Annotated in this window: 19 protein-coding genes, 1 tRNA gene and 1 riboswitch; of the genes, 11 read left to right on the plus strand and 9 right to left on the minus strand. The window is 56.5% G+C overall.

Annotated elements, in window-relative coordinates:
• Positions 1–126 precede the first annotated feature (126 nt).
• The gene (locus tag ABC395_RS02210; protein WP_413000403.1) at positions 127–1,374 is read right to left on the minus strand and encodes an SPL family radical SAM protein; all 1,248 of its coding nucleotides are present in this window, start codon (positions 1,372–1,374) and stop codon (positions 127–129) included.
• Between the two features lie 273 nt (positions 1,375–1,647).
• Between ABC395_RS02210 and ABC395_RS02215 the strand changes: the two genes are divergently transcribed.
• Both ABC395_RS02215 and ABC395_RS02220 read left to right on the plus strand, forming a co-directional pair.
• A tRNA-Thr gene (locus ABC395_RS02215) sits at positions 1,648–1,719 on the plus strand.
• Between the two features lie 142 nt (positions 1,720–1,861).
• The gene (locus tag ABC395_RS02220) at positions 1,862–3,055 is read left to right on the plus strand and encodes an MFS transporter (RefSeq protein WP_413000404.1); all 1,194 of its coding nucleotides are present in this window, start codon (positions 1,862–1,864) and stop codon (positions 3,053–3,055) included.
• 186 nt (positions 3,056–3,241) lie between these two features.
• Here ABC395_RS02220 and ABC395_RS02225 read toward each other — a convergent pair whose 3' ends face one another.
• Positions 3,242–3,709 carry a DUF2691 family protein gene (locus tag ABC395_RS02225; protein WP_413000405.1) on the minus strand — a complete coding sequence of 156 codons (468 nt, stop codon included), beginning with the start codon at positions 3,707–3,709 and terminating at the stop codon, positions 3,242–3,244.
• 231 nt (positions 3,710–3,940) lie between these two features.
• On the minus strand, positions 3,941–4,495 hold the full coding sequence (locus ABC395_RS02230; protein ID WP_413006671.1) for a cysteine hydrolase family protein: 555 nt from the start codon (positions 4,493–4,495) through the stop codon (positions 3,941–3,943).
• A gap of 158 nt (positions 4,496–4,653) precedes the next feature.
• Here ABC395_RS02230 and ABC395_RS02235 point away from each other — a divergent pair, with 158 nt between their 5' ends.
• The 4 genes from ABC395_RS02235 to ABC395_RS02250 all read left to right on the plus strand — a co-directional run bounded on the left by ABC395_RS02235 (position 4,654) and on the right by ABC395_RS02250 (position 7,242).
• Entirely contained in the window at positions 4,654–5,097 is a 444-nt protein-coding gene (locus tag ABC395_RS02235) for an Lrp/AsnC family transcriptional regulator (RefSeq protein ID WP_413000406.1), read from the plus strand.
• Positions 5,098–5,307: 210 nt separating this feature from the next.
• Positions 5,308–6,045, plus strand: coding sequence for a UMP kinase (pyrH, locus tag ABC395_RS02240; RefSeq protein ID WP_413000407.1), 738 nt, complete (start codon positions 5,308–5,310; stop codon positions 6,043–6,045).
• A gap of 239 nt (positions 6,046–6,284) precedes the next feature.
• Positions 6,285–6,764 carry a glutathione peroxidase gene (locus ABC395_RS02245; RefSeq protein WP_413000408.1) on the plus strand — a complete coding sequence of 160 codons (480 nt, stop codon included), beginning with the start codon at positions 6,285–6,287 and terminating at the stop codon, positions 6,762–6,764.
• Between the two features lie 22 nt (positions 6,765–6,786).
• A complete protein-coding gene (locus tag ABC395_RS02250) occupies positions 6,787–7,242 on the plus strand; it encodes a MarR family winged helix-turn-helix transcriptional regulator (protein WP_413000409.1) in 456 nt (151 codons plus the stop codon).
• 317 nt (positions 7,243–7,559) lie between these two features.
• On the opposite strand, the gene ABC395_RS02255 is transcribed toward ABC395_RS02250, so the two are convergent.
• The 3 genes from ABC395_RS02255 to ABC395_RS02265 all read right to left on the minus strand — a co-directional run bounded on the left by ABC395_RS02255 (position 7,560) and on the right by ABC395_RS02265 (position 11,616).
• Positions 7,560–9,155: an S-layer homology domain-containing protein gene (locus tag ABC395_RS02255; RefSeq protein ID WP_413000410.1), complete on the minus strand. Its 1,596-nt coding sequence runs from the start codon at positions 9,153–9,155 to the stop codon at positions 7,560–7,562.
• Positions 9,156–9,686: 531 nt separating this feature from the next.
• Positions 9,687–11,021, minus strand: coding sequence for a nucleobase:cation symporter-2 family protein (locus ABC395_RS02260; RefSeq protein ID WP_413000411.1), 1,335 nt, complete (start codon positions 11,019–11,021; stop codon positions 9,687–9,689).
• Positions 11,005–11,616, minus strand: a complete 612-nt coding sequence (locus ABC395_RS02265) for a xanthine phosphoribosyltransferase (protein ID WP_413000412.1) — start codon at positions 11,614–11,616, stop codon at positions 11,005–11,007. The genes ABC395_RS02260 and ABC395_RS02265 overlap by 17 nt, the downstream gene beginning before the upstream one ends.
• Before the next feature lie 183 nt (positions 11,617–11,799).
• A riboswitch (purine riboswitch) is annotated at positions 11,800–11,900 on the minus strand.
• Between the two features lie 229 nt (positions 11,901–12,129).
• On the opposite strand from ABC395_RS02265, the gene ABC395_RS02270 reads away from it, so the two are divergent.
• Positions 12,130–12,660, plus strand: a complete 531-nt coding sequence (locus tag ABC395_RS02270; protein WP_413000413.1) for a YfiT family bacillithiol transferase — start codon at positions 12,130–12,132, stop codon at positions 12,658–12,660.
• Between the two features lie 331 nt (positions 12,661–12,991).
• On the opposite strand, the gene ABC395_RS02275 is transcribed toward ABC395_RS02270, so the two are convergent.
• Positions 12,992–13,651, minus strand: a complete 660-nt coding sequence (locus ABC395_RS02275; protein WP_413000414.1) for a thiamine diphosphokinase — start codon at positions 13,649–13,651, stop codon at positions 12,992–12,994.
• Positions 13,652–14,052: 401 nt separating this feature from the next.
• Positions 14,053–14,292, minus strand: coding sequence for a hypothetical protein (locus tag ABC395_RS02280; RefSeq protein WP_413000415.1), 240 nt, complete (start codon positions 14,290–14,292; stop codon positions 14,053–14,055).
• 234 nt (positions 14,293–14,526) lie between these two features.
• Between ABC395_RS02280 and ABC395_RS02285 the strand changes: the two genes are divergently transcribed.
• Positions 14,527–16,377, plus strand: coding sequence for an ATP-binding protein (locus ABC395_RS02285; protein ID WP_413000416.1), 1,851 nt, complete (start codon positions 14,527–14,529; stop codon positions 16,375–16,377).
• Positions 16,378–16,661: 284 nt separating this feature from the next.
• Here the strand turns inward: ABC395_RS02285 and ABC395_RS02290 are convergent, their stop codons facing one another.
• Positions 16,662–17,360, minus strand: coding sequence for a response regulator (locus ABC395_RS02290; protein ID WP_413000417.1), 699 nt, complete (start codon positions 17,358–17,360; stop codon positions 16,662–16,664).
• 339 nt (positions 17,361–17,699) lie between these two features.
• Between ABC395_RS02290 and ABC395_RS02295 the strand changes: the two genes are divergently transcribed.
• The 3 genes from ABC395_RS02295 to ABC395_RS02305 all read left to right on the plus strand — a co-directional run bounded on the left by ABC395_RS02295 (position 17,700) and on the right by ABC395_RS02305 (position 21,238).
• Positions 17,700–18,557, plus strand: a complete 858-nt coding sequence (locus ABC395_RS02295; RefSeq protein ID WP_413000418.1) for a glycosyltransferase family 2 protein — start codon at positions 17,700–17,702, stop codon at positions 18,555–18,557.
• A 298-nt stretch (positions 18,558–18,855) separates the two neighbouring features.
• The gene (locus tag ABC395_RS02300; protein ID WP_103996541.1) at positions 18,856–20,025 is read left to right on the plus strand and encodes an MGDG synthase family glycosyltransferase; all 1,170 of its coding nucleotides are present in this window, start codon (positions 18,856–18,858) and stop codon (positions 20,023–20,025) included.
• Positions 20,026–20,089: 64 nt separating this feature from the next.
• Positions 20,090–21,238: an MGDG synthase family glycosyltransferase gene (locus ABC395_RS02305; protein WP_413000419.1), complete on the plus strand. Its 1,149-nt coding sequence runs from the start codon at positions 20,090–20,092 to the stop codon at positions 21,236–21,238.
• Positions 21,239–21,242: the final 4 nt, after the last annotated feature.

Genomic DNA, 21,242 nt, shown 5'->3' on the forward strand with positions numbered 1-21,242 from the left:
TCCCGCTTTACCGGAACGCGCCTCCAGCCGTTGTCTTATCTTGAAGCGTAAACGAAAAAAGAGCCCGGATCAACCGGGGCTCTAATAAGGCGCCGACAAAGGCAAAGCGTCCTCAGAGCGCAACGTCTAAAAGGAGAACACGAGCTGCGCCGGAGGCGAGTCTGACCCCGGCGGCCGAGGCGATCCCGCCCCGGCTTTCGTGCCGTCCGCGGTCGCGTCTGCCCGAGCTGCTGCCGCCCGAGCGGGGGCGGGTGTCCCGGCGCGCTGCCCCGAAGCGTCCGGGCCGCCGGCGAAATCCCCGCGGCCTGCGCTGTCTCGGGCCGCTCCGGTGAAGCCGCCGTTCCCGGCCGCATCTGCACTCGCCGCCGCACAGGCGTCCCCGGCAGCACCTGCGTTCGCCGCTGCACAGCCGCCGCCGGCGCAGCCGGGAACGGCCGCGGGCGGCTCCCAGGCGACTTCAAGCGGCTTCCCGCTTGACCGGCCCGGGAGGCCGGTAGCCGCCCGCTCCTGCGGACGAGGCGCCTCATCCTCCTCGTCCATGTCGCGCAGCCCGTACCGCTCCAGCAGTCCGTCGATGTACGTGCGGACGGGATCGCGGTATTGGCGTGGCGCATAGGCGGAGGCTGCATACAGCCTGGCGTATTTGCCGACGAGCTGCGGGTAGTGCCGCCGGATCGTCTCGAAAAACCACACCTTGACGTCCGAAGCGCTCAGGCGCAGGTACGACGCCATCACGAACTGCGCGCCATGCTCCGAGGCGGCCGCGATCAGCTCTTCAAGCTCATCGCGGCCGTCGGTAATGTAAGGGAGCATGGGAGCCATGAAGATGCCGGCCGGTATCCCGGCATCGGTCAGTGCACGCACCGTCTCCAGCCGTTTCGCCGGCGAAGGGGCTCCCGGCTCGAAGTTGCGCCAGGTCGTCCGGGTCAGCGTATTCAGGCTGATGTTCACGGCGTAGACGGGCAGCTTCCGGAGCAGGTCCAGATCCCGCAGGATCAGCGGGGACCGGGTCGTGATCGTCAGAGGCACGGGGTACTCCGTGAGCACCTCCAGGCAGCCGCGCGTCAGCTTGGCGCGGCCCTCCGCCTGCTGATACGGATCGGTGGCCGTGCCGATGGCGATGCGGCCGATCCCGGCCAGCCCTTTGCGGGAACGCGCGGCTTTGCGGAGCTGTTCCCGCAGCGCCTCGGGGGCGTTCTCTTTTACCAGAATGTTCGTCCGGAACGTATCGTCGCCGTTCAGCCCGAGGAAGGCATGCATCGCCCGGGCGTAGCAGAAGCTGCATCCGTGCTGGCAGCCGCGGTACGGATTAATGGAATGCTCGAAAGGCATCGCCGGTGTTTTGACCGGGTTCAGCACTTGTTTGGCCGTCACTTTTTCATAGCGGACAGGATTTATAGCCGGTTACCTTCCCGTTTCAGAATAGAAAAAAAGAACATATGTTTGTATGTAGTATATCATACCGGATACGGACTTCATACGGGAAGAAACGTGGCTGTTTTTTCCTTAAAAGAAGGGGATCGGGACAAGTTTGTCGGATCCTGTTTTTGTCAGCCGAAAGAGGTCGGAAAGAGTCTTGACAATTTTTGCAGGCGGGTATATTCTTATACATGTCGGTTTTGCCCGGCACGATTCGCTTCGGAATATGCTGGTGTAGCTCAGGGGTAGAGCAACGCACTCGTAATGCGTAGGCCGGGGGTTCAATTCCCTTCACCAGCATCTTTATACAACCATTGGAATAACGCGGTTTCTCGCTTTCGAGGGGTCGCGTTTTTATATTGTCCGGATTGTTACCGATTTCATGGGCCGTACGGCCGCAGTCAGCCAGATTCCTCATCAGCCGGAAGGAGACGTTATCGCCATGCACGACACAAACAGCCTCACCCTGCCGGGATTCGCCCGCAAAATCATAGCCGCCACCGTATGCATCAACATGGGCCGGTTTTCCGTCTTTACTTTTCTGGCCGTCTATCTGACCCATACGCTGCAATTTCCCGCGTGGCAGTCCGGAACCGTTTTGACGGTTGCCCTGCTCATCAACCAGGTGGTGCCGCTCTTTTCCGGCATGATCGGAGACCGCATCGGCTACAGCACGATGCTGGTAGCGGGGACTTTTCTGGCTGCGCTGGGGTACCTGGGGATTTACGCGCTGGACAGCTTCGGCGGACTTGTGCTGGCCGCTTGTTTTATCGGCATAGGCCCGGCGATGTACGAGCCTTCCATCAAATCGCTGTTCGGCAATCTGCCGCATCTTCTGAGAAGACGCGCGTTCACTTACTTCAATCAGGCGCTTAACGCGGGCGCGGTTTTGGGGGCCGTAACGGGAGGCGTTCTCGTCAGTTTCCACACGTCGTACCCGATGCTTTTCGGAGCCGCCCTGTTTCTGCTCGTTTCGCTGCTGCTGCTGACCCAGGCCAAAAGCTTTCCGAAAGGCAGGCATTCCGCCAAAATGCTCGACAGCTACAAAAAAGTGCTGCGCAACAGACCGTTTCTCGCCTTTTCGGGAGCCATGGTGATGTTCTGGATCATGTTTACGCAGTTGTCCGTCTCACTGCCGCTCGAAGTTTACCGGCTGAGTGAAAACGAACGACTCGTCAGCAGCGTCGTAATTTTCAACGGACTGTACGCGGTTCTGTTTATGTTCCTGCTGCGGGGTGTTTTTCAGCGGAAGCCGGCGGCCGTGATCGTCAAATACGGTATGCTGATTATCGGGCTGGGCCTTCTCGCGGTTCCGTGGGTTCCCTCGGTACTGTGGATCCTGCTCTGCGTGCTGGTGTTTACCTCGGGCGAGACGTTTGTGCTGCCGGGAGTGGACATTGCGATCGCTGAGTACAGCATGAACGAAGATACGGGCGCCTTCTACGGCGCTTTCGGACTCTCTTACGCAGTCGGAGGAACGATCGGCAACTACCTGGGCACGTGGCTGATCGGGGAGTACGGCGGCACGGTTTGGCCGTGGATGATTTACGGACTGATCGGGCTGTGCGGGTTTGCCGGCCTCCACGTTCTTCAGGCGCTGGACAGCAAAACGGCCAAGAACGTCCATACGGCTTGATACCGATACTCGGCGTCTTTAAAAGGAAAAGCGGTTCCGGATGACCGGGACCGCTTTTTGTGCATGGAGTCTGCCCCCGGAGCCGCTAAAACTGGGAGCTTTGCTGCTTTGAAGCATCCTATTTTCGTTTGCTCTGCCGGTTTTCCAAGAACACCTGCCTAAGAGAAAAATTCCATATCGACGGAGCTAAAACGCCGTCAATCTTGTACGGAAATCGTTGTCGTCCGTAATATAGGCGATATTTTCGTAGCCCTGTCGGTCGGCATTTTCCTTAAGTCGGGCCAGAAGTTCTTGATCTTTACAATAAAGAGCGGCATAAACCGAATCCACGATAATCAGGGCAAGCTCGCAGCCGGAGTTTGTAAACTGCCCGTAATCTTTAATCTCCCGCACCGTTGAGCCCGCCGGAAACGCTTTGATATCCACGAAAATCAGGTAATGCCTGCCGGTGCCGATCCGTTCCTTGAAACGGCCGCCGTCCATCGTTTCGATGGAATTCGGGAAAAGCGGCCCCCCTAGCGTATCTTCCTCAATGATATAGGATTCTACGCCATCAACGAGCCAATGGTATGCGGAAAGATCAACGGGGGACAGCAAGTCGGCAAGCGGAGTTCCGTAAAGGTTAGGCAGCAGAAAGCTGACCCCTCTTTTCATACGTTCACCTTCTTTGGAATAAGGATATCTTCGGTCGTAAGTATCAGGTGCTTAGCCGGGAATACGGTTTTATCTCACCCTGTAAATAATTGAAAATGCGGCTTATCCGCCCCATAAAACATTCGCTGCTTTAATCATACACGCCATGGACTTTTTGTCATCTAAAAGAAGAAAAGATCCGGAGCGTGCACGCGTAGGCCTAAGCGCTGAGAGGCTGGCGGCCGGGCACGGTCAATTCACCGCATTCAGCAGGGTGCGGGTGTCCGCGATCTCGGCGAACTCGCCGTGCAGGTTCGCCAGCGTCATCGCGTGGATGTCCTCGGCCGCATGCAGGCGTCCGTCGGGGCCCGCACGGTCGAAAGTCGCCGCAGCGTCGGCTGCGAGAATCGTACGGAACCCGAGGTTCCCGGCCATGCGGCAGGTCGTCTCCACGCAGTGGTTGGTCGTGAGGCCGGTGACGACCACCTCGGTGCAGCCGAGCAGGCGGAGACGGGCCTCCAGGTCCGTGCCGATGAAGGCGCTGTTCACCGACTTGCGGATAACGGCCTCGTAAGGCAGAGGAAGCGCTTCGGGCTTGGGCTCTACCGAAGCGCTTCCGGCCCGGAACAGAGACTGCGGCGTTGTCCCGATATGGTGAACATGAATAACCGGCCGCCCTGTCTCTCTCCAGGCTTTCAGCAGAAGAGCGGTGTTGCTCTCCGCTTCCGGGTTGTTCCGCCTTCCCCAGCGCGGATCGTCAAACGCCTTCTGGACATCGATAACCAGCAGGACCGCTTTATGAGTCAGTTGCATCTTTAACAGCTCCCTTCGTGATTGGTATTCATTTTACTTGCCGGAGCGCCGGAATTACAGGTTATACTGAAAGGAAAAGAATCCGTTCGCCTTGACTTTGAAAGCTTTTGAACGGCTCTGTTTTAAAAAAGAAAGAACAGGGGGAGTAAGGATTGGATCATACAGACCGCAGCATACTCGCGCTGCTTCAGGAGAACGGGAGAATGAGTATGACGGAGCTCGGCAAGCAGGTGGGTCTTACGTCCCCGGCGGCCGCCGAGCGGGTCCGGCGCCTGGAGGATAAGGGAGTGTTGACGGGGTACCGCGCCGTCGTTTCTCCCGAGGCCGTAGGCAAGGCGGTCATCGCCTATATCCTCATGGAAACGGAGCACTGCCGCAGGTATGTGGAATTTGTCCGTCAGGTTCCGGAAGTTGCGGAATGTCACCGCATCGCGGGGCCGTACAGCTATTTGACCAAACTGGTGACAAGCTCCGTCCGCGAGCTGGAGACTTTTATCGACGCGTCTATGGAATTCGGCAAGCCGTCTACGCTCGTGGTCTTGTCCTCGCCGCTTGCTCAGGCCCCGATTCTGCCTTTGAAGGAATCGGTTTTGTAAATTTTTCGTGATGAAATCCGGCGGGCCGCGTTCATGTTTGCCATCTTTGCTCATACGCTTATAATAGTTTATTGAGACATTGGGAAAGGTGTGGGGATATGAAGCGGTGGAACCGGAACGTTCAGAAATTCGCATCGTTTCTTATTTCCTGTTTGGAACACTGAGGCCGTTCGGGCTTTGGTGTTTTTTATTTTTGCCGGAGGTGAAGGGATGAAGTACAAACGCGTATTGATCAAGCTGAGCGGAGGAGCGGTAGCCGGAAGCGGCGATTTCGGGTTCGACCCGGAGAGGCTGGAGCATATCGCCCGTGAAATTTTGTCGGTGCTGGAGCTGGGCGTGGAAGTGTCGCTGGTGATCGGCGGCGGCAACATTTTTCGCGGCAATATGGGAGAGAACTGGGGCATCGAGCGGGCGGAGGCCGATAACATCGGCACGCTGGCTACGGTCATTAACAGCCTGATGCTGCGCGGTGTGCTGAAAGCGAGAACGAATGCCGAGATACGCGTCATGACCGCGATTCCCGTTTCGTCATTGGCGGAGCCGTACATACGGCTGAGAGCGATCCACCACCTGGAAAAAGGCTATATCGTCATCTTCGCGGGAGGCAACGGCCAGCCTTTCGTCACGACGGATTATCCATCCGTTCAGAGGGCCATTGAAGTGAACTGCGACGCCATTCTGGTCGCGAAGCAGGGGGCGGACGGCGTTTACGACAAAGACCCCAACGTGCACGACGACGCCCGCATGTACGAAACGCTGCATTACAACGACGTGCTTCAGCGTGATCTGCGGGTGATGGACCAGTCCGCTTTTATTCTGGCGCGGGATTACGGAATGCCCATTCACGTGTTCAACTTCGACAGGCCGGGTTCCATGAAAAGAATTCTGACGGGCATTCATTCGGGCACCACGATCCATGAAGCGGCGAAACTGACTTTCAGCGTGTAAAATCCGCGGAGCGGAGAGATCGCCGGACGTACACGCCGGCCCGGATTTTGAAGCAACGGAGCGGATACCGGTTCCGGCGTAAATGCCCCGCAGGGGGCAGGGTTGCGGCGGATAGCTCCACAAGCATCCATTCCCAAGGTGATTTGACTTTTTCTTCCCGCACACGTATATTAATTTTAGATGTTTTAATTTTGCACAATTTAATGGAAACAGTCGAATAAACCCGGGAGGTTATGAAGATGGGTGTGTATGAGTTTACGGCTCAACGGATTAACGGAGAGGAACAACCGCTCGAAGATTACAAGGGCAAAGTGCTGCTCATCGTCAACACGGCGAGTAAATGCGGCTTTACCCCGCAGTATCAAGGATTGCAGGAGCTGTATGACGCCTACAAGGACCAAGGTCTTGTCGTACTCGGATTTCCGAGCAACCAGTTTATGGAGCAGGAGCCGGGTTCCGACGAGGAGATCGAGCAGTTCTGCCAGGTAAATTACGGCGTTACGTTTCCGATGTTCTCCAAAATCGATGTCAAAGGAAGCGGCGCACATCCGCTGTTCCAATATTTAACCCGCCATACGGCAGGAATTTTATCCAAAGAGGTCAAATGGAATTTCTCGAAGTTTCTCGTCAACCGTTCGGGTGACGTGGTGGGCCGGTATGCGCCTACGACCGCTCCGTCCAAGATTTCCGGGGATATCGAGAAGCTGCTGGCGGAATAAGCAGAATAAGGATTGAGGCCCTATGAATACACCATCCAAGCCTAGGCTTGAGAATCAGCTTTGCTTTGCGTTATATGCCTGTTCGCGTGAAATCACGCGGATGTACCACCCCATGCTTGAAGAGCTGGGCTTGACGTACCCTCAGTATCTGGTGCTGCTCGTGCTGTGGGAAAAAGACGAATCGACCGTAAAAGAGCTCGGCGAACGCCTCTTTCTCGATTCCGGCACCCTGACTCCGATGCTCAAAAGAATGGAAGCCTCCGGCCTCCTGAAGCGTACCCGGTCGAGCCGTGACGAACGGAGTGTCGTTATCACGCTGACGGACAAAGGACGCGCGCTGGAGCAGCCCAGCACGTGCATTCCGGACCGGCTGATGTCCCGCGCGGGCGGAACCGAGGAGCAGGCCGGCGAGCTGCTGGAGCAGGTGAAGCGGCTGCTTGCGGCGGTGAATCAGGCCAACCGCAACAGCGAAGAGTAAGCGGATAAATTACGGACGCCGGGCTAATCCGCGGTCCCTGGGCATGCTGACGCACAGCGATTTTCTGTCGAGCATGCGCGCCGTAACGGGAACGAAGCGGCATTAATCCGCCGCCGCTCCGTACCGGACCCGCAAAATCGGTAGTGCAAAAACGCAAGGATCTCAATTAGAGAACCTTGCGTTATTTTGATTGTCGGGCTTTTTAATTTTCCGGTGAGTTTCTTCTGCCAAGCATGCAGGGTGGTTCCTTTCCGCCATATGCTCTTACGGGGCCTGTGCAGGCATTCCCAACTCGGCAAACACCTTTACCGGCCTTGTCAGTTGGAGAAGGTTACATACAGGTAAGCGTTGTAGGTCTGCTGGCTGGTACGTTTCTCCGGATTGCGGCTCTGGGTTCTAACCGTTACCGATGACATGCCCAGGACGTTGATCTTGGCCGGCAGCTCCTCCTGCTTAAGGAAAGCGGTGCCTGTCCCGAGCTGGACATAAACGTCGACCTTATCTTGGGAGACCAGGTTAACATTCATATACTTGGAGCCGTTCGGGGCAAAAGTCCGGTTGATCTCGCCCTGGCTCTTCAGATCCTGCACGGCCGCCGCTCCGGGCGGTGCCGTAACGCCGCCGGTTTGTCCGCCGTTGTCTTTGCCCGGCTTGCCCGTTCCTGTGCCGGTACCGTTGCCCGTCCCCGTCGCGGGAATTTCGTCGTGGAACGTCACCTTTAGCGTAGCCGGGTAAGCGGCCAGCGGCGAACGCTTCTCGGGATTACGGCTCTGGGACTTGATGCCGATCTGGCTGACGCGGTCTACCTGGACGTACCGGGGCAGCTCTTCCTGACGGAGGAAGGCGATGTCCCCGTTCATGTACAAGTACAGGTCCACGGCATCTTTGGAAGTCAGCTCGAGGCGCATGTATTTTTTCCCGTTCGGGTAAACGATCGTGTTGAACTCACCGTCCCGCTGGAGATCGCGGTCGAACGGTCCGGGTCCTTCCGCGGCTTCGCCGGGTTTAGGCGCCGGCATGGGAACCGGACGTAGAATGCCGGAAGGGTTGATGCTGGAATAATTGCCGAGAACCCCCTGCGTCTTCAAGTGGTCGAGAATCCGGTGGAGCACCGTTACCGCCTCGGCGCGGGTCAGCTTGGACGACGGATAAAACTTTCCGTTCGCGTCCGCCGTAAGAATCCCCGTTTTGTGGACTTCAAGCAGCGAGTTGGCGGCCAGGGCGCTGTAGTCGTCGTAATTGGCGCCGCACGTGCCGTCCGCCTCTTTCAGGAAAAGAATCGGGTAAATCCCGCCCGGGGGCAGCTCGGAATTGTAGCGGGAGTCCGTTTTGCGGAAAGATTCCAGCTCATTCCCGGTATTGAACAGCCGGGTCGTAATATCCTTGAACCGGTTCATGTCGCCGCAAACGTTGGTAGATTCGGGCCCTCCGTCTATGCCATAGAGCCCGTACAGCATCAGAGCGAGATCCCAGCGGGTAAACGCGTACTCGGGATTAAATAGGGGATTGCCGTTACGGGAGGTCACGGTCGTATCCGCGACCCCGACGAACGTATCGCTGATTTCCCGGTAAGCCCAGTGGGAAGCGGGGACGTCCCCGTACGAGGCCCTGCTGTAATTTAATACGTCCGTTCTCAAGCTCGGCCGGTATTTGTCGAACAGCCGGTAAACCATCACCGACCATTCCGCTTTGCTTACGTAGCGGCCGGGCTGGAAGGTGCCGTCGGGATATCCCTGCAAAATACCGCTCTGGGCCATAAAGGTGATGGATTGGACGGCCCAGCTGTATTTGGCGCTGTCCACATCGGGAAACGGAGTGGAGGTCAGGCCCGCGCGTGCGGGTCCTGCCGGAAACAAGGGCAGGAGAAGCAAAACCGCCAGGATGATTTTCAAAGATAAAAGCTTCGTTTTCATATCGGGTTCCTCTTCTGTTTCGAGTTATGAGTGACGCATGGATACGCATGGATGCGTACAAGCGCCGGACACGATGGACCGGATTCGCTTATCGTTTATATCGGCGGGAGCATCCCCGATTATTAGGAGGGGGAACGGCAGGCGGGATTTCCCCTCTGCCCGAGAGCCGTGCAGCCGGGAATTTACGCCAAAAGAGGGGCCGAAATCTGGCGCCAAGTAAACCGCATCCGGGGCCGGGGTGTAAAAGCCCGGCAGAGGAGCGGGCGCAGGTCGAATGCCGGGTCGAACGCCGGATCAATGTCGGACCAATGTCGGACCAATGTCGGACCAATCGCTGCATTAAATGCAGGATCAATGCTGGTCAACCGCCGCAACAAAAGCCGAATCAGTGCCGTATCAAACGCCGCACCAATCGCCGTACCAACGCCGCGCCCATGCAAAAAAACCGCTTCGGCTCTATGAGCGAAGCGGTTTCGGAAACCGATCAAGCTTGGGGATTGAGGTCCCCTTGATCGGGCAAGTCTGTTCGGATCAGCCGGATGCTTTCAGGCTGAAATCACGCTTCTCCTGGCCCGGAACGCTGTGGGCATCCGGAGCTTGGGAGCGGGATTTACCGATGGAAAAAATCAGGTTCAGCACAATCGCCGTAAAGCTTCCGGCCACGATGCCGTTGCCGGTCAGAATTTGTACGCTCTCGGGAAGGTGGCTGAACAATGTCGGCGCTACCGTTACGCCGAGGCCCATGCCTACGGAGCAGGCGACGACCAGCAGATTTTCATGCTGGTTCAGGTCTACCGAGCCCAGCATTTTGATGCCCGAGGACACGACCATTCCGAACATGGCGATCGTTGCGCCGCCGAGTACGGCAGTCGGGATCAGCATCGTGAGCGCCGCGATTTTAGGCACGGAGCCGAGCAGGATGAGAATGACGCCGGCAGAAGCGATCACGCTTCTCTTTTTGACTTTTGTCAGCTGGACAAGCCCGACGTTTTGCGAATAAGTCGTATAAGGGAAGGAGTTGAACAGACCGCCGATGACGCTTGCGAGTCCTTCCGCGCGGTAGCCTCTTGCCAGGTCCCGGTCCGTCAAGTCTTTGTCGCAAATTTTGCTGAGCGCCATGAACACGCCGGTCGATTCCATAACGGATACGATGGCCACAAGCGTCATGGTCAAAATGGACGTGATGTGGAAAGTCGGAACGCCGAAGTAAAACGGCTGGACCATGTGGAACCACGAAGCGTCAAGCACGCCCTGGAAGCTCACTTTGCCCATGAAGGCGGCGGCAATCGTGCCGAAGATCAGGCCGAGCAGAATGGATACGGCCCGGATGAAGCCGCCGAAGAAGCGGTTCATGACCAGGATGAAGAGCAGGACCCCGAAAGACAGGGCAAGGTTTTGCAGACTGCCGAAATCGGCGCTGCCCTGGCCGCCGCCCATGTCTTGGATGGCGACGGGAATGAGCGTCAGTCCGATGATGGTAACAACGGAGCCGGTGACGACCGGCGGGAAGAAGCGGGCGAGCTTGCCGAGCAGGCCGCCGAACACGAAGATGATCAGCCCCGAGGCGATGATGGAGCCGTAAATCGCCGTCATGCCGTGCTGGCCGCCGATGGCGATCATCGGAGCGACGGCCTGGAACGCGCAGCCGAGCATCACGGGCAGCTTAATGCCGAAGATGCGGTTGCCCCATACCTGGAGGAGAGTCGCGATTCCGCAGGTGAGCAGGTCGATCGAGATCAGGTAGGAAAGCTGCTCGGGAGGCAGTTTCAGCTGGGTGGCGACAATGATCGGGACGATCACGGCGCCGGCGTACATGGCGAGAACGTGCTGGAGTCCCAGAGAGCCGGTCTTAAACCAGTTGAGCATGAGTACCCTCCTCGGAGACGTTGTCGTTCATAAAGGTGACTTTTCCGTTATCCAGCGAAGCTACGCGGGCAAGCGACTCGACGCGGTAGCCGGCGGCCTTGAGCTTGTCCGCGCCCGGCTGGAACGATTTTTCGATCACGATGCCGATTCCCGCTACTTCAGCTCCGGCCGCTTTGACGATGTTGGCCAGACCGAGAGCGGCTTCGCCGTTGGCGAGGAAGTCGTCGATAATGAGGACGCGATCATCGGCGGACAAGAACTTTTTGGACACGGTGACTTCGTTCGTTTGCTGTTTAGTAAAGGAGTAGACGCGCTCCACATACAGGTTGTCGGTCAGCGTCAGCGATTTCTGTTTGCGGGCGAACACGACCGGCACCTTCATTTCAAGCGCCGCCATTACGGACGGGGCAATGCCGGAGGATTCCAGCGTCAGGACCTTCGTCACGCCTTCGCCGGCGAAGAGACGGCTGAACTCCTTGCCGATTTCAAACATCAGAACCGGGTCGATCTGGTGATTCAGGAAAGCATCCACTTTCAGAACTTGTCCGGACAGGACCGTTCCTTCAGCTTCGATTTTTCTTTGTAAAAGTTCCATGCTGGCATCCCCCATAAATGAAATAATGAGTTGAATCGAAAAACGCAAAAAACCCGAATCTGCACCGGACCCCTGGGGGCCGTGTTCATCGAGTGACAAAGGCAAATAACCGCAAATGCCGCGGTATCGGGTATTTCCACAGAGAGGACGCTAAGGTCTTCTGCGGCAAAACCCTCCGTGGATCCGGAATTTGTCATCACCCGTAGTCCGGTCATTTACGGTGACCGGGTAGAGACTGGCAGGCCTATTCCTGCCTTTATACGAGCTGGCTGTGTTCGGTTGGCTGTTAAATGATGGCTTCATTATACTTCAGAGAGCAGGCGCTTGAAAAGAAGAAAATGTCGAAAACCCGAACTTTTTGACGGGAACGCGATTTATTTGTTCGTTTATATGCCAGTTCATGGCAGACGAGGAGAGAATTGACCCTTGTAATGTCCAGGAAAAGGGAAAACCTTTCAAAGGCGGCAGGGGCTTGTGCTATAATGGCCCAAAAGCGGAGGAGGCGTTAACGACATGGGAGAAGATTTACGTTATCCGATCGGAACTTTTACGCACGAGGGAGAGATTTCCCCGGACCGAATACAGGGCTGGCTCGGAGAACTTGCGGCCGCTCCTTCCCTGCTGCGCGGGGCCGCTTCCGGTCTGACCGATGAACAGCTCGATACGCCGTACCGTCCCGGCGGCTGGACCGTGCGTCAGGTTATCCACCATGTGGCGGACAGCCATATGAACAGCTATGTCCGCTTCAAGCTGGGCGCGACGGAGCATGAGCCCGTCATAAAACCCTACGAAGAGCAGTTGTGGGCGGAACTTGAAGACGGGAAGAGTGCTCCTCCCGAGATTTCGCTGGCGCTGCTGGACGCGCTGCACGACCGCTGGGTGAGGTGGCTGCGCACCGTGGATGAAGCGGGCTGGGCCCGGACGTTCCTGCATCCGGTGAACGGGCCGACTACACTGGCGCGGGGGCTCGGCCTGTACGTGTGGCACGGCAAGCATCATACCGCCCATATCACCTCTCTCAGAGAGCGGATGAACTGGCGCTGACGTGACGGCGCGGCGTTAATGACAGGCCGGCTTCCTTCTTAAAAATAGGAAGACAATTGCGGGTTTTCACACGTTCAAAAATAACGGACCCTTTATCGGAAGCTTCCGCAAACCCTGACGCAGCCCGCAAAAACAAGCTCCGGTAACGGCGAGAAACTCTCTGCCGCTCCGGGGCTTGTTTGATTTTTAATCCGGTACGTACTAAAATGTTCCAATTGGGATCATGCCGGAAAGCTTGTTTCATAAGCCTTTCGGGATTAGGATGCACCCATTTTACTTACATAAGATCCCAGAAGGCGGAGGGAGAGCCGGAGCCGGTCCCGTCAGCCCGTTAATCCCTGCTTCTGATCACGAGAAGAAGCCCCGAGCGGACGGAAATCGATCCCCGCGCGTCTTGAAGCACATTGCTGATCCCGAGGGACTGTCCGATCTCAAGGGTCGCATTTTGCAGCGGGTACTGAAAGCCGGTCAGCGTAATGCCCGTTACTTCGGTCGTTAAGGGAAGCAGAGACACCTGCGCGTACGGACCGGCGGTAATCTCAATCTTCTCCTGTACCAGTTCGATATCGTTATGGTCATCGATAATCCGGGAGCGGATTCCGGCCTCCGTCCCTTTGCGGAGCAGATGAATATTGGCCAGAGTATGATCGAGGCGGGTGCCCAGTGCGCCGAGAAGAATGATTTCCGAGGGGCGGCGCTCAAGCGCCCACGTATAAGCCAGCTCCGTATCCGTCCAGTTCTTGTCCACCGGATCGCAGGCGATAAATTCCTCGCTGCCGCCGCGGATTTCGCCGAGTTCCTCCGGCGTGACGGAATCGAAATCCCCGAGCGAAAGCCGGGGGCGATAGCCGCTGCGGACCAGATGGAGAGCGCCGCGGTCGGCTCCGACGAGGAGATCCGTTCCGGGGTTCAGTGTTCTCAGATGCTCGTCCGCCCAAGGGCCGAAAGCCCCTCCGGTTACAATAAAAATCCGCTGATGCGTAAGCGTCATAACGGCCCAACGGCTCCTTCCGTTCATTGAAATGGAAGCTTTTATTATACCACAGCGGCGGATAACCGGGAACGCGAAGAACATGCAGAAGATGTTGAACATGCTGAACATGCAGTATACGGCAGGCAAGGCGGCAAGATTACTAAGGGACGTGCCGATCCCGCTATATGGACGCCCGGCAGCGCATTCCCCGGCACGTGCGCGTCCGCAGAACGATCGGCGCCTGCGGCACCCGGGACCTGGAGCCGAAAGGAGCAGCGGCCGGTGCGTATGAGGGGAAGGCCAAATCCTGCAAGCATACGGGACTTTAACGTTTGCGATTTATGTCTTTTTGGCGCGTATACGCGTGTTGGGAAGACGTATGTAAAAAAAAACGGGCCCGGAGGCCCGCTGTCCGGCAATTACCGGTCGCCGGTTTTCGCATGGAGGCGCGGCGGGGTATTTTCTTTTTGCTGATGATCGATTTCCGCTTCGTTCAGGGAGAAGCCCTTCATCTCCCAGGTCGTTTCGCCCAGCACAAGATCGGCGGGGAACTTGTCGCCCCGTTTTAACGTGACTTCCCTTCCGGCTTCGTCCGCATAAACGCCGTCCGTTTCAACCGTTTCGTGGCTCATAGGGTCCATGGTTTTGTCTTTGGACATGACTCACACTCCTTTCTCTTCATATAATATGGTCTTTATTTCGACAAAAAAATTCGGGAGATTTCTAATCTTTTTCGCATAAAATGTCGATAATTGTTGAAAATCATAAAAATTTGATAGAGGGACAGGAAGACCGTCCTTCCGAATCGAAAGTAGGTAAAGAACCACATCTACTTACAGAAAAACCAAGAATTGTCGAAAAATCGGCAATGGAGGTTGGCAAGAGGGTAGAACATGACTAAGTTCATTCAAGCTATTGCATTAGGGCTCGTATTTGCGGCTCTTTTCTTATTCGCCGGGTTGGAAAACGTCCGGGCTGAAACAGCTTCTCTCACGCGTGTGAATGCACCCCCTGTCCTTCTGGACAACTGGGAGTACTGCTGGACGGAGGAAGAGGGAACCGGACGAACCGGAGTGCCTCTGGACAGTCTGGAGGATTGGAAAAGCGCCGGTAAGCTGCTCAATCCGCAGGACCGGATGGGCCGCAGCCATTTGTGGCTGCGAGTGCCGCTTCCTGCCCACCAAGCGGCCGATCCGAGCCTGCTTATACGCGCTTTCGACAACGTGGAAGTGTACACGGAGCAAGGACTCGCCTATCGTTTCGGGGATTGGCAGGAAGGGCGGAAACACCGCTATTACGGGACGCCGAGAAGAATAGTCCCGCTTCCGGATAATTCGCAGGGGATGCTGTATATCCATCTCCAGTCGGAGTCGCGGAATATCGGAATAGAGGAGGGGGCCATGTACGGTTCCGAGAGCGGCTTTATCAAGCAGATGGTTCGGCAGGAATTTTTCCGGGCCGTGTTTGGAATCAGCTACATATTAGCCGGAATCGTGGCTTTTTGTGTTTTTCTCGGGCTGCGAAGTCATAAAGTTTTTCTCGATTTCACTTTGTTTTCCGTCTGTTTCGGCATTTACAGCATCTGCCGGTCGTCGGTCGTTTATCTCGTGTTCGATCATCCGGCCATACTGACCTATGCGGAGCTGGTCGCTCTGTTCGGAGGCGTAATCGGCATTTTGATGTTTGTGGAGCATCTGCTCGGCTCCGGCAGGTACGCCTATATACGAAGAATCTGGCAGCTGCATCTTGTCTACAGTGCGGGTGTTCTGCTTTTGCACGCGTGCCGCGCAATCTCCGTCGTGGAGATCGTCGATTGGTACCAGCTCCTGCTGATTGTCAGTATGCCGCTTGTAATCGTGCGGGCGGCGGCCTGCGCAATGAAAGGAAACAGGGGAGCGAAGCTGCTGCTGATCGGAATCGGAGTTATCTGTCTGACCGGCCTGATCGATATTTTCCAGAACCGGTTGAATATCATAATCCGGTTTTCGCCGATGACGTATCTGGGCATCTCGGTCTTTATCCTGCTGCTGATCGTGCTGCTTATCCGTCAGTTCGCGGACATCATGCTCCAGCTCAAACGCTCCGAGAAGCTTTCTCTCGTCGGTCAGATGGCCGCGGGTATGGCTCACGAGCTTCGTAATCCGCTGACGATCATCTCGGGCTTTTTGCAGCTTTCGCGGAAACAGGCGCCCGATGCGCCCTATCTCGGCATGATGAGTTCGGAAGTACACCGGATGAACGAGATCATTGAAGATTTTCTGCTGCTGTCAAAGCCCGTGAACAGCCGGTTCGACCGGCACGAAGTGCTGCCTCTTCTCAGGGAAACGCTGCAGCTTTTCGATAACCAGCGCAAAGAGGCGGGGGTGAGCGCCATTCTTGAGGAAGAAGGCGCGATCCCGAAGATAGACTGTGATCCTAACCAGCTTAAACAGGTTTTTATCAATATGGTGAAAAATGCGATCGAAGCGATGCCGGAGGGAGGGCTGCTGCATATTACGGCGGCTGCTCTGCCCAAAAACAAGGTGAGAATCCGTTTCGCCGATCAGGGAAAAGGAATCGAGCCCGGCCACCTGGAGAGGATCGGCGAACCGTTCTTCACGACAAAAGCAAACGGGACGGGGCTGGGCCTCATGGTGAGCAACAAAATTATCGAGAACCATGCCGGTACCCTGCGGGTATCCAGCCGTCCGGGCCTCGGAACGACCATCGATATCATCCTGCCCGTCCATATCAAAACGGCGTAACCGTCTGGTTACGCCGTTTTTACGTGCCTTACCGTCGTGCCATGATCGTACCGTCGTGCCGACCCGTAGTGCCATGATCGTACCGTCGCCGTATTGCCTGTACTCCGGCGTACTGCCATGCGGTACAGCAGTCATGTCTTATAATCCGCCGCAGCTCTAACGTTATCGTGCCGGCCCCCGAACCGGACGCCGCGGTTTCGTCAACGTGCCGTACCGTCTCGGCCCTCCGACGCGGGAGCACCGTACCGCCCTGCCGTGCCCTGTTTTAACTTAGCGGCTTCCGATCAGACGGGATTTCCGTTAAATTTGTAACCGACTCCGCGAACGGTAATGATATACCGGGGGTCCGACGGATTCGGCTCGATTTTTTTGCGGAGATTGCTGATGTGAACGATGAGTGTACGGGGATCGCCGAAGCTCTCCAGGCTCCAGACTTGCTCGAAAAGCTGCTCAATCCGGTAAACGCGGTTCGGATTTTGCGCCAACAGGCTGAGCAGGTCGAATTCTTTGGCGGACAGGGCGATAGGCCGCTCCTGAACCTTGACGATGTGGCTGTGCAGATCAATCTCCAGATCGGGAAACTTCAGCACATGCTGGTCCGCGATATTGCGGGCCGGAGAGCACCGGCGAAGCAGCGCTTTCACGCGGGCGACAAGCTGCGCGGGGCTGAACGGCTTCGTCACATAGTCGTCTCCTCCTATGCTCAGACCGAGAATGATGTCGATGTCTTCGCTCTTCGCAGACAGGAAAATAACCGGGATGTCGCTTGTTTTCCGCAGTTGGCGGCAGAGCTCTATACCGTCCATGCCGGGAAGCAGAATGTCCAACAAAATAAGATCGGGACGTTGTTCGGTGACCAGTTGAAGCACATGATCCCCGTGATCGGCGGTGACGACCTCGAAGCCCTCGCGCCGTAAATACAGGGAGACGATCTCCAAGATATGGTGATCATCGTCGACAACAAGAATTTTACTTGCCTGCATGAAGAAACCTCCTAGCTGCTGCCCGTGCTCAAAAAGGAAAAAAACTCCAAGTGCAACTTGACAAGCCGTTACTTTTTTCCTAACAAAAAAGGTTTATACCCTACATTCTATCCTTTTTTTGCCTAAAATGAAAGGAAAAATCCTTGATTTCGCAAATGACTAGGTATTATGTGTAGGCACTAAGTCCTATTTTTTGAAAATCTTTATTCATAATGACATAGAACGGCATACTTATCAACAGGCTTATGATCATACAGACGCGGACGGGCATCATCATGTATAGTAGAGGGGAAACGATTTGATGACTCCTGCTGCACAGGGAAAGGAACGGATCGCCAAGTGAGAGAACCGCACAAAACGAAAACAACCCGAGAGCCGTTCATATCGGCTGTTATCCCTACATATAACCGGCCTTACGTATTGGGCGAGCTGCTGGAGACCCTGGCGGCGCAGAATTACCCGAACATGGAAGTGCTTGTAGTGAACGATGCCGGCGTATCCGTGGATTTTGTGGCGGATGCCTATCCGGAGCTGGCTGTCACGGTCATTAACCAGCCGGTCAATTTGAAGCATGTGCATGCCCGCAACGAGGCGCTCAGCCGCGCACGCGGGGAGCTGATTCTGCTTTGCGACGACGACGATCTCCTGACGCCGGGACATATCAGGCGCATGCTTGCCGCTCTCGAAGAGACGGGAGCGGACTTCGCTTATTCCGATGCGGAGCTTTTCGATTACCGGGTGGAGGGACGCACGCGCATCCCCGTCAGCCGGCGGCTGTTCGCTTACGGATTCGACCTCGCGGAGATGCGGGCATTTTCCACGTATGTTCCGTCAGGCACCCTGTACCGCAGGGCGATCCACGATACGCTCGGTCCTTACGATCCCGAGGTGCATCATTACTGGGACTGGGATTTCTTCCTTCGCACCGCGAATGTTTATAAAATTACGAGAGTTCCCGTCGCGAGCGTTCTCTACGCTTTCTCGCTGAAAGGGGACAATGTTTCGGGAAACCGGCAGGAAGGAAATCCGTACCTCGGCAGACTATGCGCAAAGCACGGTCTGGGCGAACTGCCTTCGGAAAACTTTTTTACCCTGCTGGATAAACCGCATATGCGTCAAAGAGAAGCCCCGTCCGCGATTGTATGGGACGGCGCGCCCGTAATCTCGCGTCTGGCGGAACAAGCCGAGTCGGTTTGACTGGAAGCATCCGTGTTATCCCCCGTACGGTGCGATACCGTGCGGTACAGATAACCGTGAACGGCACAGAAGCTCACTCAACCAAGCGCAGCATCTTAGAAACAGAAGCCTTCTGCAGCCTGCCGGCCGGAAGGCTTCTTGTGATTCCGGCTTGCCGGATGTCTCGGCGGGCGGGGAGGGAATCGGGCTACCTGGACCTAAGACCAGGTATAAAAACCGTCGTGAGTCGGTTCTGATTCCCCCTCGGGACCGAGTAGAATAGTGACAAGAACAAGGTTAACGGAAAGGGCTGCGGACCATGAAAAAGAACGGACATAAAGTATTGATTCTCTCGGGAAGCTATGGAGACGGGCACAAACAGGCGGCGGAAGCGATCCGCCGCGAGATCGCTCAGAGGTATCCGGGAGCGGAGACGGTCCTGCTCGATTTTATGGAGTGGACGCATCCCTTCATGAATTCCATCGGGCGGTATATGTTTTTGAAAGGACTCCAAACGTTCCCGTCTGCGTACGGATATGTATACAACAAAACGAGAGAAGCGAACTTTTTCTCGTATATTCTCAAGCAGTTCAACCGGTTCGGCCTCGGCCGCATGATGAAGCTGCTCCATGAAGTGGAGCCGACGGTGGTCGTGTCCACCTTCCCTCCTGCCGCGGGCGCGATGTCCGCCGTCCGGGCTTACGGGCTGTACGACGTGCCTACGGCCACGGTCATTACGGACCATACGGACCACAGCTATTGGGTTTACCCGGAGACCGACAAGTACCTGGTCGGTTCCGACACCGTCCGGGACGGCCTGATCCAGGCGGGTGTGCCCGCAGGGCGCATCGAAGTAACGGGCATTCCGATCCGGCCGGAATTCCAGGGCACCTACGAGAGCGCCCAGACTCGCCGTCAGCTCGGGCTCGATCCCGAATTGCCGACGATCCTGTTCATGGGAGGCGGCTGCGGCATGATGGGCGGCGAGCTGGCGAACAGGCTCGAAGCCTTCGAAGCGCTGCCGGTCCGGACGCAGCTGGTCGTCGTCTGCGGGAACAACGAGAAGCTCCGCGCGCAGATTACGGAGCTGGCGGCTCATTCCCGCCACCGTATTCTCGCTACCGGGTACGTGAACAACGTGCACGAGTGGATGGCCGCGGCGGATTTGCTCGTCACGAAGCCGGGAGGGCTTACCATCTCGGAAGCGATGGCCATGAAGCTGCCGATCGTGATCTACAAGTCCCTTCCGGGACAAGAAGAGGACAACGCCCGTTTCCTGCTGCAGGCGGGAATCGCCGTAAAAGCGAAGAACATGAACGACTTGATCGTACAGTTGGGCGTTCTTCTGAGAAGTCCGTCGCTGCTTTATACCATGCGGGAGAACCTGGGCCGAACACGCCGGTCCAATGCATCGGCCGAAGCGGTCCGCATCGTGCTGGAAACCCGCAGCGAACGGCGCTACGCGGCGGCTTTACAAGAAATTTGGTAAAAGCGACAATAATATTTACGCGAAATTCGTATAATAACCCTATTCCATAACAGGAAGCGTGGTTATGCCCATGAACCCCGATGCCAAAATACTCATCCTCTATGCCAGTTACGGAGACGGCCATCTGCAAGTATCCCGGGCACTGCGGCAGAGCTTTGAAAATCAAGGCATAAGCAACGTAGAGCTTGTGGACTTGTTCGCACAGGCGCATCCCTGGTTCAACTCCTTCACCCGCTTCGTGTATCTGAAAACATCTTCCATCGGCCTGTACGGCCTTAGCTACTACCTGACGCAAGATATGCGGGCGGATGCCCTGCTTTCCAGATGGCTCCACTCCCTGGGAGACCGCAAGCTCCGCCAAATGATCCGCGAACACCAGCCGGCGGCGGTGGTGAACACATTCCCCCTTAAGGGGATGCCCGATACGGGAACGCACTGCGGCGAAACGATTCCGACATTCTCGATCGTGACGGATTACGATCTTCATTCCCGGTGGATTCACCCGGACGTAAGGCATTATTTCGTTCCTTCGGAAGAGCTGAAAACCCTGCTGGTCGCGAAAGGCGTACCGGCGGATAACATTAAAGTCAGCGGGATCCCGCTGCGGCCTTCCTTTCAGGCTGCGGAAACCGGGAATACCGTGTCAATAAGCGGAGAGGCCGAACAGGCGCCTCCCTTTGTGCTTCTGATGGCCGGTGCGTACGGCGTGCTGAAGGGGTTGCGCGGGCTATGCGTCAAACTTCTCAAGGAGATTCCGGACGTGAGAATCGTACTCGTATGCGGCCGCAGCGGGCGCCTGAAGCGGTATTTTGAAACGGCTTTCGCGGGACAGGACCGCGTGTGTGTTCACGGTTTTGTGGAGGACATCCACCGGCTGATGGCCGATTCCGCCTGCATGATTACGAAAGCGGGCGGTGTTACCTTGTCCGAGGCGCTTGCGCTGGAAGTACCCGTTGTCGTTTATCGGCCTTTTTTGGGCCAGGAGAAAGAAAATGCCGATTATTTCGTGAAAAAGGGCGCGGCGCTCGCCGCTTTTAATCCGGATGAGCTTGTCCGGCAGGTCGGAAGGGTGATCCGCGGCGAATGGCCGCCGGAGTCGGCCCGGGCGTCCGCCCGCAAACTGCACAAAAAAAATGCGGGCCAAACCATTGTCTCGCATATTCTAGAAGAGATCGGGCATCATCCTGCCCGCAGCAGCGAACGAGCGAGGTGAGAAC

Source organism: Paenibacillus canaveralius, from assembly GCF_047238265.1.
Classification (GTDB): Bacteria; Bacillota; Bacilli; order Paenibacillales; family NBRC-103111; genus Paenibacillus_F.

What these genes read in the sequence shown, in the direction of transcription:
- ABC395_RS02255 (WP_413000410.1), bottom strand. Translation starts at nt 9,155, where the DNA reads ATGAAAACGAAGCTTTTATCTTTGAAAATCATCCTGGCGGTTTTGCTT.
- ABC395_RS02280 (WP_413000415.1), bottom strand. Translation starts at nt 14,292, where the DNA reads ATGTCCAAAGACAAAACCATGGACCCTATGAGCCACGAAACGGTTGAA.
- ABC395_RS02285 (WP_413000416.1), top strand. Translation starts at nt 14,527, where the DNA reads ATGACTAAGTTCATTCAAGCTATTGCATTAGGGCTCGTATTTGCGGCT.
- ABC395_RS02290 (WP_413000417.1), bottom strand. Translation starts at nt 17,360, where the DNA reads ATGCAGGCAAGTAAAATTCTTGTTGTCGACGATGATCACCATATCTTG.
- ABC395_RS02270 (WP_413000413.1), top strand. Translation starts at nt 12,130, where the DNA reads ATGGGAGAAGATTTACGTTATCCGATCGGAACTTTTACGCACGAGGGA.
- ABC395_RS02305 (WP_413000419.1), top strand. Translation starts at nt 20,090, where the DNA reads ATGCCCATGAACCCCGATGCCAAAATACTCATCCTCTATGCCAGTTAC.
- ABC395_RS02300 (WP_103996541.1), top strand. Translation starts at nt 18,856, where the DNA reads ATGAAAAAGAACGGACATAAAGTATTGATTCTCTCGGGAAGCTATGGA.
- ABC395_RS02225 (WP_413000405.1), bottom strand. Translation starts at nt 3,709, where the DNA reads ATGAAAAGAGGGGTCAGCTTTCTGCTGCCTAACCTTTACGGAACTCCG.
- ABC395_RS02260 (WP_413000411.1), bottom strand. Translation starts at nt 11,021, where the DNA reads ATGCTCAACTGGTTTAAGACCGGCTCTCTGGGACTCCAGCACGTTCTC.
- ABC395_RS02265 (WP_413000412.1), bottom strand. Translation starts at nt 11,616, where the DNA reads ATGGAACTTTTACAAAGAAAAATCGAAGCTGAAGGAACGGTCCTGTCC.
- pyrH (WP_413000407.1), top strand. Translation starts at nt 5,308, where the DNA reads ATGAAGTACAAACGCGTATTGATCAAGCTGAGCGGAGGAGCGGTAGCC.
- ABC395_RS02220 (WP_413000404.1), top strand. Translation starts at nt 1,862, where the DNA reads ATGCACGACACAAACAGCCTCACCCTGCCGGGATTCGCCCGCAAAATC.
- ABC395_RS02245 (WP_413000408.1), top strand. Translation starts at nt 6,285, where the DNA reads ATGGGTGTGTATGAGTTTACGGCTCAACGGATTAACGGAGAGGAACAA.
- ABC395_RS02275 (WP_413000414.1), bottom strand. Translation starts at nt 13,651, where the DNA reads ATGACGCTTACGCATCAGCGGATTTTTATTGTAACCGGAGGGGCTTTC.
- ABC395_RS02250 (WP_413000409.1), top strand. Translation starts at nt 6,787, where the DNA reads ATGAATACACCATCCAAGCCTAGGCTTGAGAATCAGCTTTGCTTTGCG.